Origin of the sequence: Runella sp. (assembly GCF_027484545.1) — a bacterium.
Taxonomy (GTDB): domain Bacteria; phylum Bacteroidota; class Bacteroidia; order Cytophagales; family Spirosomataceae; genus Runella.
This window is the reverse complement of record NZ_JAIXST010000053.1, coordinates 1-12,622: the sequence shown is the minus strand read 5'-3', so window position 1 is coordinate 12,622 and position 12,622 is coordinate 1. Positions and strand designations below refer to the sequence as shown.

At 40.7% G+C, this 12,622-nt stretch carries 9 protein-coding genes; 8 read left to right on the top strand and 1 reads right to left on the bottom strand.

The features are described 5' to 3' along the window. Positions 1 to 35: 35 nt before the first annotated feature. On the bottom strand, positions 36 to 1,922 hold the full coding sequence (locus Q0081_RS04790) for a DNA topoisomerase IV subunit B (RefSeq protein WP_298349909.1): 1,887 nt from the start codon (positions 1,920 to 1,922) through the stop codon (positions 36 to 38). Positions 1,923 to 2,359: 437 nt separating this feature from the next. Between Q0081_RS04790 and Q0081_RS04785 the strand changes: the two genes are divergently transcribed. From Q0081_RS04785 to Q0081_RS04750, 8 genes are all read left to right on the top strand, one after another. Then, positions 2,360 to 4,849: an SLBB domain-containing protein gene (locus tag Q0081_RS04785; RefSeq protein ID WP_298349907.1), complete on the top strand. Its 2,490-nt coding sequence runs from the start codon at positions 2,360 to 2,362 to the stop codon at positions 4,847 to 4,849. 26 nt (positions 4,850 to 4,875) lie between these two features. Continuing rightward, a complete protein-coding gene (locus tag Q0081_RS04780) occupies positions 4,876 to 5,964 on the top strand; it encodes a hypothetical protein (RefSeq protein WP_298349906.1) in 1,089 nt (362 codons plus the stop codon). Between the two features lie 62 nt (positions 5,965 to 6,026). After that, positions 6,027 to 6,869 (top strand): ABC transporter permease, encoded by an 843-nt coding sequence (locus tag Q0081_RS04775; protein WP_298349905.1) that lies wholly within the window; start codon positions 6,027 to 6,029, stop codon positions 6,867 to 6,869. A gap of 35 nt (positions 6,870 to 6,904) precedes the next feature. Then, positions 6,905 to 8,155 (top strand): ABC transporter ATP-binding protein, encoded by a 1,251-nt coding sequence (locus tag Q0081_RS04770; RefSeq protein ID WP_298349904.1) that lies wholly within the window; start codon positions 6,905 to 6,907, stop codon positions 8,153 to 8,155. Positions 8,156 to 8,177: 22 nt separating this feature from the next. After that, positions 8,178 to 9,251, top strand: a complete 1,074-nt coding sequence (locus Q0081_RS04765; protein ID WP_298349903.1) for a DegT/DnrJ/EryC1/StrS aminotransferase family protein — start codon at positions 8,178 to 8,180, stop codon at positions 9,249 to 9,251. A 3-nt stretch (positions 9,252 to 9,254) separates the two neighbouring features. Then, the gene (locus Q0081_RS04760) at positions 9,255 to 11,324 is read left to right on the top strand and encodes a glycosyltransferase family 39 protein (protein WP_298349902.1); all 2,070 of its coding nucleotides are present in this window, start codon (positions 9,255 to 9,257) and stop codon (positions 11,322 to 11,324) included. Positions 11,325 to 11,396: 72 nt separating this feature from the next. Then, positions 11,397 to 12,095, top strand: a complete 699-nt coding sequence (locus tag Q0081_RS04755) for a WbqC family protein (RefSeq protein WP_298349901.1) — start codon at positions 11,397 to 11,399, stop codon at positions 12,093 to 12,095. 138 nt (positions 12,096 to 12,233) lie between these two features. Next, positions 12,234 to 12,622 (top strand): helix-turn-helix domain-containing protein (locus Q0081_RS04750; protein WP_298349900.1); only part of this gene is annotated, 389 nt, incomplete at its 3' end.

Sequence of the window (12,622 nt, the reverse complement as noted above, 5' to 3'; positions counted from 1 at the left end):
GTAAAGACTCGCATTTAAACGAGCCTTTACTTTTTTTAAGCCGCTACGGTTGCCTCCTCAATGACGTCTTTCTCTACTCTAAGATTGTCAATAATGAATCGTTGCCTTTCGGGAGTATTCTTACCCATATAGTAAGTCAAAAGCTTGGGAATCGTCGCTTCTTTTTCCAAAATGACGGGTTCGAGGCGAATATTTTCGCCAATAAATTTCCCAAATTCTTCGGGTGAGATTTCACCTAATCCTTTGAAACGGGTGATTTCCACTTTCTTAAGCCCGCCCAATTTTTTAAGGGCTTTCTGCCGTTCGTCTTCGCTGTACGAATAAATCGTTTCTTTATGATTACGTGGATTACGAATTCGGAAAAGTGGAGTTTGTAAAATATATACGTGGCCGTTGCGCACTAAATCCGGGAAAAATTGCAGGAAAAATGTCAGCATTAGTAGACGAATGTGCATTCCGTCTACGTCAGCGTCTGTAGCAATGACGATACGATTAAAACGTAAATTGTCAAGCCCTTCTTCAATATCAAGTGCGTGTTGAAGTAAGTTAAACTCTTCGTTTTCGTACACAACTTTCTTGGTCAACCCAAAACAATTAAGGGGTTTCCCTCTCAAACTAAACACGGCTTGCGTCTGTACATTACGAGACTTAGTGATAGAGCCACTGGCGGAGTCACCTTCGGTGATAAAAAGCGTGGTTTCGTAGCGATCTTCTGCTTTTACATCCGTGAGGTGATTACGGCAATCGCGAAGTTTCTTGTTGTGCAAACTGGCTTTTTTTGCCCGTTCGTTTGCCAATTTTTTGATTCCAGCCAGTTCTTTCCGTTCCCGTTCCGATTGCTCTATCCGTTTTTTCAACGCCTCTTTTACGGCGGGATTCATGTGCAGGTAATTATCCAGTTTGGCCTTTAAAAAATCATTTACAAAGGTTCTCACCGTTGGGCTGTTGGGATCGGGCGAAATGTTGTTAGAACCCAGTTTAGTTTTTGTTTGAGATTCAAAAACAGGTTCTTGCACCCGAACACTCACTGCTGCAATAATCGAAGCCCGCACATCCTCTACAGCATAGTCTTTGCTAAAGTGATCCCGTACTGTATCCACCAATGATTGCCGAAAAGCAACCAAATGCGTTCCTCCTTGCGTCGTATACTGACCGTTGACAAACGAATAGTATTCTTCTCCGTATTGATTGCCGTGGGTCAGCGCAATTTCAATATCTGAGCCTTTAAGGTGAATAATCGGATAGCGGATGGCGTCTTCGTCGGTTTTGTTACGGAGCAAATCAAGCAAACCGTTTTGAGAGATAAATTTTTGTCCGTTAAAATTGACTACCAGCCCGGCATTCAGATAACAATAATTCCAAATCATGTTATCCAAAAACTGAGGGATATAATGGTAGTTTTTGAAAATGGTATTATCAGGTTCAAACGTCATCAAAGTGCCGTTTCTCTGATTCGTCTCTTCCTCTCCTGACTCGGTTGTAATATCACCTTTTCGGAATTCTACCCATTTACTTTTCCCATCACGGAAGGACTGTACCTTAAAATAAGAAGAAAGCGCATTCACAGCTTTCGTACCTACCCCGTTTAGACCTACAGATTTTTGAAAAGCACCTGAATCATACTTGCCTCCGGTATTGATTTTAGAGACGCAATCAACCACTTTTCCCAAGGGTATTCCCCGACCATAATCACGAACTTCGACGCGGTGTTCAGTGATTTTAATGTCAATAGCCTTCCCAAACCCCATGGTATGTTCATCAATGGAGTTATCCATGATTTCTTTTACCAAGACATAAATTCCGTCATCAGCTGCCGAACCGTCCCCGAGCTTACCGATGTACATTCCCGGACGTAATCTAATGTGTTCTTTCCAATCGAGTGAACGAATACTGCTTTCGTCATACTTTACCTGTTCTGCCATTGAATATATACTGATTTAGAAATAGCTTACTGTTGGACAGATTGCCTTTGTTGTTACAAATTACGATTTAAAAATAGCAAATGCAATGGATAAACTCCAAAAACGGCCCGTTACAAAATTTTTATAGCGTAAAACTTGCAGGGTTAGGTGAAAATATATTTACTTTGCAAAACAAAGTTCTTTTTATCTATTAAACTTTTTATTGCGGTTTATTTAACGGTTTGGTTTTTACATAACTTATTTATTTTTAGAGATGAACATATCGGAAAAATCATACAATAAGCCCCGAAAATGGCCTTAAAAAAGAAAAAAGTTTAAAAAGCTAAAAAAGTTGCGTTACTTTGTCGGCCAATTTGATTCTGTATAAATATTGGCTTGGTCGATGTGTTAATTTATTGTTAATCAGAATCTAAGATTTTCGCTTTGAACACAATTTCATGAAGAATTTTTTTAGGAATTTATCTACTTTCAGCGCAGGGCGCACCATTGTACAGGCCTTTTCAATCAGTTTATTCGCCGTTATTGTCGTTAATGCTCAAACACCGGCGAGTTCAACTCCATCCTCAGCTCCCTCAAGTACTCCGGCTAAAGGGCAACCCGCCGCGCCGGCCTCTACGGGACAAACTACAACAACAGGGACTCAAACTACTACTCAACAGAGTACAGAAAAAGGAGCTGACCCAAAAAAATCAGCTGACCCGAAAGCGTTGTTGAATCAGGTAGAAAAAGCCGACGAAAAGGCGAATGATAAAAATGCCGCTACAAATGAAGATGCCGATGAAGCCTATCGTCAGGCGGAATTAACTAAGATGCGCCGCAAGATATTTGGGTATCAGCTTTTTAATAATTCCAAATTATCTTTTGAACCTTCTGAAAATCTCGCTACTCCGCGTGATTATACGGTTGGCCCTGGCGATGAATTAACTGCCTATATTTATGGTTATTCACAATCTCAGATAGAAATGGTTGTTAATTCAGACGGCTTTGCTTTTGTGAAACCGATTGGACCAGTACAGTTGAGCGGACGCACCATAGAGCAGGCACAAAAAGAATTGATTACCCGTCTGTCACCCTACTATAACAATTTGGGCGCACCGGGCAGTAGTGCAAGTACTTATCTGCAAATTCGCTTGGGTCGGATTCGAACCATTCGAGTGATGGTATTGGGAGAAGTAATTACACCGGGCACCTATAATGTTTCTTCACTTTCTACAGCCCTCAATGCGCTCTATTTGACAGGAGGTCCCAATGAGCTTGGCTCATTTCGTCAAATCAATGTAGTACGTCGTAATAAAGTGGTAGCAACACTTGATTTGTACGAACTCCTAATGAACGGAATGCTCAATACCGATATTCGTTTACAGGATAATGACGTAGTTCAGGTAAGTGTTTATAAAAAACGCGTAGAAATAAAAGGGAATGTAAAACGTCCGGGACTTTATGAATTGTTGCCCACAGAACCTATCGGTAAGGTTTTGGACTATGCAGGCGGTTTTACTGACAATGCCTATACAGATCGCCTTAAATTACTTGGATTGACTTCTAAAGAGCGTCGTATAGTAGATGTTAGGTCAAGCGATTACGATAAATATATTCCTAGCAACGGCGACGAAATAACGGCCGATATGCTGCTTCCTCGTTTTGAAAATATGGTTACCATTTCAGGACCAGTTTATCGTCCGGGACAGTATTCATTGGATCAAAATAAATCATTGCTTCAATTGATTAAAAATGCGGAAGGTTTGACCGGTGAAGCATTTACGGGTCGTATCAATGTGGTTCGCACACGCGATGATTTATCAGTAGAAAATATTTCCATCAACTTGGCCGATATGATGAATGGAAAAACCGAAGACTTATTGCTCCGACGCGAAGATCAAATTATTATTCCTTCAAAATTTGAGTTGCGTGAAGGGGCTTTCATCAAAGTAGTGGGTGAAGTAAATCAGGGCCCGGAAGTAAATTTGGCCTATACTTCAAACTTAACACTTGAAGATGCCATTATTCGCTCGGGTGGGTTCAAAGAGTCAGCAGCTACTTCAAAAATTGAAATCGTTCGTAGGAGACGTGATGTTAATGTACAATCTGCCTCGGCACAAATTGCGGATATATTTATCTTTGATGTTAATCGCGATTTAACGCTCAATGGCAGTAATAGCCATTTTGTTCTGGAGCCCTATGATGAGATTTTGATACGCCCATCGTCCAATTATCAACCACAAACATTTGTTACATTCCAAGGGGAAATTGTAAGTCCCGGTATTTATGGTATCAAAAGTAAAGATGAAAAACTCTCTGATTTGTTGGTACGGGCAGGCGGATTAACGGCCCAAGCTTACGAGAATGGAGCAACACTGCTTCGGAAAGTAACGTTGTCGGAAGAAGAAATAAACCAGCGCAACAAAGCTGTCTCAGAAATCTCTGATGATGCAAAAAAAGGTCGTTTTGAAGCAGAAGCTGTTGTTAAAGATAAACAGGAAGCGATTGGAATTGATTTGGGTCGTATTTTACGTAATCCCAGTGGTAAAGAAGATATTATCTTGCAGGATGGTGACATTATTGATATCCCTAAACGTTTGGAAACTGTTCGTCTACAGGGAGAATTATTATTCCCTACTACAGTAAAATACCGCAGTGGCAGTTCATTTATGGATTATGTTTCACAGGGGGGAGGATTTACTCGGATGTCCCTAAAACGGAAATCGTACGTGATTTATCCTAACGGTTCGATTGATCGTACGCGCAAGTTCCTGTTTTTCAATGTTTATCCTAAAGTAGAGCCGGGCTCTGAAATCCATGTTCCGCAACGTACCCAATCTGATTTGGCAGAGGCGCAGCGTGCCATGCAATCAGTTATCGGAATTTCGTCAACTTTGATGACCCTCATTACCACTGTATTAGCTTTCAAAGTATTAGGAGCACAATAATAAATATTCAAATTCAGTCTTTGATTATGGAACAACAAGATCAAGTAACCCTTTCTCCTAAACTGATATTTCAAAAGCTAATTGAGACGAAAGATTTGGCACTCAAGAATTGGTGGCTTATTTTGCTAATCACAGGTATAGGTACGGGAATAGGATATTATGTAGATGCTGAAAAAAACAAACGGCTTCAATATCTTTCTAAAATCATCTTTAGTGTAAGTGGTGTAACGGGAGGTCAGGAAATGGGCGGGTTTGGAAGCTTGCTTGGTATGAACGGGGGACAGGCAGGAGATGCGGGTTTGTTTAAAGGAGAGAACCTTTTTTACGTTATCAAAACGCGTCCCGTGTTGGAACGAGTTTTATTGACCCCTGTAACACTAAGCGATGGAAGAAAAGAGAAATTTGTCAATTATTACCTGGATTCTACCTTTCTGCGCCAGGACGAATGGGCCAGCTTTCTTCCCGAATGGATGGATGTGCGCATTACGCACAGCAGACGGGATTCTATGGAGAGAAAAGAACGGCAGGTTTTTGACGGCGTATTAAATAAAATCCGAGATCGTGAAATCACAATAGGTCAACCTGATTTGAAAACGGCTTTTTATGACTTAACGGTTTTAATGGAAAACGAAATGGTTTCCAAAACCTTTGCCGAGCTGTTGCTTAAAACCATCGAACGCGTCTATCAGGAAAACCAAACGCGGAAATCGCGGGAGATGTTAGGAATTATGGAAAGACGCGTAGATTCGTTGGCACGAGTGCTGAATCGAACTGAAAGCAGTCTTGCCAGAACAACTGTTATCAATACGGAAGCGGTGGCACCAACGGCAAAAGTAGAAGAGGGTCGATTGACCCGCAGTACCACTTTTGTATCCTCCATATACTTAGAAGCATCTCGGAGTCTTGAAAATTTACGGATGTCAATCGTTAAAGAAGCGCCGCTGTTTACCATTATTGAACCACCCGTGTTGCCTTTGGAAACCAAATTGTTTACTAGAGAAAATACAAAATTTGGCGCGATTCTTGGGCTGATTGTTGCAATTATCTTTGTCCTTGCAAAACAAACTTACTCGGAAGCATTGCGGGATATGAAAAAGAAACCGGTTAAAAGTTAAGGGAGAAAATTAACTTCTTAATTCAATACCTAATTTTTAATGCTTAATCGACTCAAAAAGAAATGGCGTATTCGGATGAAATAGTTATTGAAGCGGGACACGGAGCGAAGAATTATTGGCGTGATTTATGGAAAAATCGCGAATTATTGTGGATCCTTTCCCGCCGAGATTTGTCGGTTCGGTATAAACAAACAGTGATTGGAGCAGGATGGGCCGTTATTCGGCCCTTTGCTACCATGGCTGTTATGGTATTTGTATTTAGTATGGTAGGCAAATTTAGAGGAGATGCCGGAATCCCATATCCTCTAATGGTATTGGCCGGAATTACCATTTGGAACTTTTTTTCCAGCACTTTTACCCAAATCAGTCATAGTATTTTATTAAATTCCAATTTAGTAACAAAAACCTATTTCCCGCGCTTGATTATGCCCTTAAGCTCTGTCGTAGTGGGGTTTGTGGACTTTTTCATATCTATTGCACTTTTTGCGTTGATCTCTGTCTGGTTTCGTCACACTCCCGGATGGCAAATTATTTTATTTCCTGCTTTTCTGGTTTTAACGTTATTAGCTTCTTTGGCCTTTGGTCTGATTTTTGCTGTAATGAATGTACGTTTCAGAGACATTGCACAACTCATACCCTTTCTTGTACAAATAGGTTTTTACGCTTGTCCCATTGCCTACAGCAGCTCTTTAGTAGAAGCAAATCATGATGTTTGGTGGTATGATTTATACTATCTCAACCCAATGGTAAGTATTATTGATGGCTTTAAGTGGTGTCTTCTTGGCGACGGGGCATTCTTCAAAGTCAGTAGTTTGTATAGTACAATGGGGCTGATTGCGGTCATGTTGACAATTTCCATTTACTATTTTCGTAAGGAAGAAAATTCATTTGTTGACTACATTTGATTACTTTTGACCTTAGATAAATCCCTACGAACTCAATGCAGGTTATCATTGCAGAAGATATAAGCAAAAAATACATCATTGATCACCAAAAAGCTGCTCGCAAAAGTCATACATTGCGGGATACTTTTTCGGAGAAAATAAAGCATTTTTTCGGTAAGGGTGAACAGGATGAAGTAGAACAGGAAGAATTCTGGGCACTCCGTGACGTCAATTTTACCGTTAATCAAGGAGACCGGGTCGGTATCATCGGCCACAATGGTGCAGGCAAATCTACGCTTCTTAAAATTCTGAGTAAAATCACCGAGCCTACGGGCGGTAAAGTAAAAATTAAAGGTCGGGTTGCCAGTTTGTTAGAGGTGGGGACGGGTTTCCACCCTGAACTGACAGGCCGCGAAAATATCTTCTTAAACGGAGCGATTCTTGGTATGAAACGCCAGGAAATCAAAAACGCTTTCGATAGTATTGTTGATTTTGCAGGAGTTGAAAAATTCCTTGATACACCCGTGAAGCGCTATTCATCAGGAATGTACGTGCGGTTAGGATTTGCAATTTCGGCGCATTTAAGTCCTGAAATTCTTATCATTGACGAAGTATTGGCCGTGGGGGATGCTGATTTTCAGAAAAAATGCCTCGGCAAAATGCGCGACGTTTCCGAAAGCGGGCGAACAATTTTGTTCGTAAGCCACAATCTCGCTGCCGTGAAGTCGCTTTGCAATCGTGCTTTTTATTTTGAACACGGAAAGTTGAAAATGCAGGGTGATACCACACATGTAGTCAATAATTACCTCAGCCACGTTGCCAAGACCAATTTACAGCATTTTTGGGAAACACCCGAAGAAGGTCCAGGAACCGATGAAATACGATTCCGCAGTGTGAAGATTGACCCTGAATATCAAGACAGCAAACTTTACATAGATGTTCGGACACCAGTTCGGGTACATATTGAATTTTGGAATCTGGCAGACCGCGCGGATCTTAACCTAAGTCTGCACTTATATGCGTTTACAGGGGAGTGTATTTTTAATGTAGGTACGGCTTCTCAGTCTTTTGAGAAAGGGTTGGTATCGGCAACGCTTGAAGTTCCGGGCAACTTTTTGAATGATGGTTCCTACGTTATCTCCATCATGGTTGTGAAAGATACATCTACAGTATTGTTTCAACTGCTCGACGCACTCTCTTTTGAAGTAGAAGATCACCGAGAAGGCGTAACATGGTATGGCAAATGGCCCGGGTACGTACGTCCTCAATTAAATTTTCAAATTAGTCAATCAGAAGTACTGGTCTAAACGGTCGGCTTCCCTGAAGCGAATGATTAACGTTACCAAAACATATCTTCCCGATTTTGACCAATATGTCTCTTATTTAAAAAAAATCTGGGACAATGGCATTCTCACTAACAACGGACCTTTGGCACGCGAGTTAGAAAAGGGATTAAAAGAATACTTAGGAGTGGAGTACCTGTCTTTTTGCGGCAACGGTACTATCGTGCTGCAAATGGCACTGAAACTTCTTGATGAACCGGGAGAAATAATAACCACTCCTTTTTCTTACGTAGCTACGACCAACGTTGTTTTGTGGGAAAACTGCCAACCGGTATTCGTTGATATTGACCCAAAAACATATTGTATCAACTCCGAATTGATTGAAGCAGCCATCACTGAACGTACACGAGCTATCTTGGCTACGCACGTATACGGGAATGCCTGCGACGTAGAAGCAATTGAGAAAATTGCGAAGAAGCATAACCTTATTGTTATTTACGATGGAGCTCATGCTTTCGGTGCCAATTTTAATGACCGCTCTTTACTTTCTTACGGAGATTTTGCCACTTGCAGCTTTCACGCCACTAAATTGTTTCATACGGTAGAAGGCGGGGCAATTGTTACCAATAATTCCAAATGGGATGAAAAATTGCACTTGATGCGCGCCTTTGGGCATCGAGGTGATGATTATTATTTCGTAGGGATTAATGGCAAAAACTCGGAAATGCACGCTGCAATGGGGCTTTGTAATCTGCCTCTGGTGTCGCAACTGATTGCTGCCAGAAAAGCGGTCTGCGATTTATATACGGAATTACTTGACTGGAATCATCTCCAAGCTCCAGAATGGGTAATAGGCTTAGAGCGCAACTACGCTTATTATCCAGTTGTGTTTGAATCTGAGGCCAAAATGCTTGCGGTTCGTGATGTTTTAAATCAAAACGACATTGTTCCCCGGCGCTATTTCTACCCTTCGCTTAATAAATTACCTTTCCTGAATGCTACTGAATCCTGCCCTGTCTCCGAAAGTATATCACCACGAGTTGTATGCTTACCTCTACATGCCGAATTGCCCCATGAAGATGTAAGGCGCATTGCTGCCTTGATTAACCAAAATTTGTAAGGAATGACGCTGATAAGCTTACTATGTTTTGGCCTGTTTATTTGGTACATTGGACGTACATCAGCAAAGATTTGCCGTCCTTCCCTGGTAGATTGGCTCATTACCTCTTTTATTCTTTTTACAAGCAGCGTTATTAGTACGGGTTTCTGTCTATCACCACTCCATCTGACAGGCACTACTTGGGCTTGGGCTTTAGGAGTATTTATTCCGCCAACTGTTCTTAGTGTTATTTTTGGTAAAATAGCTCCTCAAACAGCTTCGTTTTCCTCTCAAACAATGATTCTGCACCGTTGGCACGCCATACAGCGTTGGTATGTCAGTGGCGGTACTTATCTGCGTTTTCTGTTTGGAATAATGATTCTTACGGTAGTAATTATCGGTATCACAAATCTACTGTTGGTTTTTTTTACCGTTCCCAACGAATGGGATAGCATGACGGGGCATCTTAACCGCGTAGTGCAATACATTCAGCGCGGTTCTATGGCGCATTTTGGAGGAACAAATTGGAACATTGATACCTATCCCAAGAGCGTCTGTACACTTCAAATCTATTCGTATTTAATGACCGGAGGTTTTGAAAATGCCTTCAAATTAATACACCATCTTTCTTTTTGGATTACGTTGGTTGCGATTTTTGGGATTGCCCAACGCATTACAAAAAACAGTTTAAATGCCAGCTTTTTTTGTGCATTGGCGTTTGCCCTGTTTTTAGATTTTTTGATGCAGGCCGTTACGACTGAGACAGATATTGTATTGGCAGCTTACCTGAGTTGCTTGCTTTACTTTTTATTCACCTACCGGTCTACTCACGAAAATCGCTATCTATATTTAGCTGCTTTGAGTTTCGGCGTTGTATATGGACATAAAGTTACATTTACTTTGCTGCTTCCTTCAGTGTTTATTGTAATGCTTTATACAGTATTCCTGCATAGAGGTAAAGGGAAAAATAAGGAAAGTGTAACGGCAAGTATCAATTGGTCTGCTGTTTTTAAATTAGGAGTTGCCATTATCATTTGCTTCTGCATCTGGACTTTGCCGACGGGGTATTTGAAAAATATTGAGGTCTTTGGTCATCCTATCGGCCCTCCCACTTCACTAAAACACCAATCAATTGAACGGGCTACATCGAACGGAGGGTATCGTAATCTATTTGAACAGGGTTCGCGCAATGTGGTACGATATGCCTATGATTTTATTAATCTGGACGGACTTCGCAACGTAGAAATCGGGCAGGAGGCCAACAGAATCATGCGAAAACCGTTGGTATGGCTGGAAGACAAGCTTAAGATGCGTCTGGATGAAACCACGGAATTTACCATTCAACCTTTTTCGTTTGAACGACGGTTTGAATTTGCCAACGGAAATCCTTATTGGGGTATCTTAGGTTTTGCCTTGGTGTTTCCGCTGTTGTTTTTAGTGTTGATAGGAATCATTCGTTCTCCTGTGTACTGGTTTTTAGCAATAGCCGTGCTTTTACATTTTGCAGCACTCTCCTATTCAGCCGCTTATGACCCGTGGAAAGGCCGTTATTTTCAGGAAACGGGCATTTTGGGGGTCTTATTTTTAACCTTGCTTTTTACCCATCAATACAGTCTTGAGAAATCGGGTTATTCATGGGCTTTGAAAACTTATGTTGGTATAGTTACTGTTTTGGCCTGTATTTCTGCGCTTTTAGCCGTTTTTCTAAACGTTCGATGCTTGCCATTCGATGCTTTTGGGAGACAATCCGCTTTTGAGACAGAGCGTATCGAAATGATGACTTTTGCCCGACCTGACATAACCAAAGCCTACCAAAAATTTGACCAAATTGTTCCTGATTCAGCAACGGTTGCTTTAGGAACCATTAATGACGATTTTGAATATCCTCTTTATGGGAAAAAACTCACACGGAGACTACTTACTATCAACCCGTTTGAAAAAGGAGTACAACCGATTCCTAAAGAGGCAGATTATCTGTTTTTCTCAAAAAATGTAATAGCTCCTTTGCCTACTGACATTCGATTGGGAACAGACACCACCATGAAAGGAGTCATTGTACCCGGAGAAGATTACTATTTGAGAAAGCTCAAGTAATCTTTTCAAACCACTTATTTTTTACCCTTTGTAAACTGTTAACTGCCGCACGGGCGGCCCCGCCACTGATTTATGCGTCTTGCCATTATGCAACCTTATTTTCTCCCTTACATCGGGTATCTGCAATTGATGAATGCAGTGGATAAATTTGTGCTTTATGATGATGTCAATTATATCAATAAAGGGTGGATTAATCGTAATCGCCTCTTAGTAAACGGACAGGAGTACTTGTTTACGATTCCACTCAAAGATGCAAGCCAAAATAAACTCATCAATGAAATTTATCTCAGCGATGATCCAAAATGGCGGGGAAAACTGCTCAAGACCTTTGAGCAAGCCTATAAAAAAGCGCCCTTTTTTATAACGGCCTTTGCAGTCACCGAAAAAATTATCAATTTAGATGCCGAAAAGGTGAGCGATTGGATTGCAGGAAGTTTTGGGATATTAATTGACTATTTAGGTATTCAAACCGAAATTGTGCCAAGCTCAAGTATTTACGAAAATACACATCTGAAAGGGCCGGAACGAATTTTGAATATTTGTCAACAGGAAAAGGCTAACCATTACATCAACCCGATTGGCGGCACTGACTTGTACGATAAAAGCAATTTTGAGCAAGTGGGTATCCAATTAAACTTCCTTAAATCGAAGCCATTGGTATATTCACAGTTTAAAAATGAGTTTGTTCCCTGGCTTTCGATTGTTGATATCATGATGTTTAACGACGTCCCTACCATTCAGGGATATTTGAATGAATACGAATTGATTTGATAATAAGTATATAGTAAAAGCGCAGATTCAGATTTGAAGTGCAATTATCCAGCCGTTACTTGTTAGTGACTGCTGATGAAAGAGCCAACTGTTGTGAATAATAAACCATAGTTTTGTGGTGTCGAATCATAAAACAAGATGGCAAAATACAAACAGTTGCCCCTTGAGCAAAGGTACCAAATACAAACCCTTTTACAACAAAATCTTAAGCAATATGAAATTGCCGATTTTGTAAAAGTAAGCAAATCTACAATAAGTAGGGAAATTAGAAGACATTGCTCATTATCAAATGATTATGTCGGAATTGAGGCACATAAATCGTGTTCATATCGCTGTAAAAGAGAGCCTTATAAGATGAAAGGTAATCTCAAAGAACAAGTTTTGACACATTTGAAAGCACGTTTTTCACCTGAGCAGATAAGTGGAGTATTGGCCTTGGAGGCTGGTCAAAAACTGCTAAGTCATCAATGTATTTACCAGTATATCTATTCAGATAAACATACTGATAATCTTATTTCTTTTTTGCG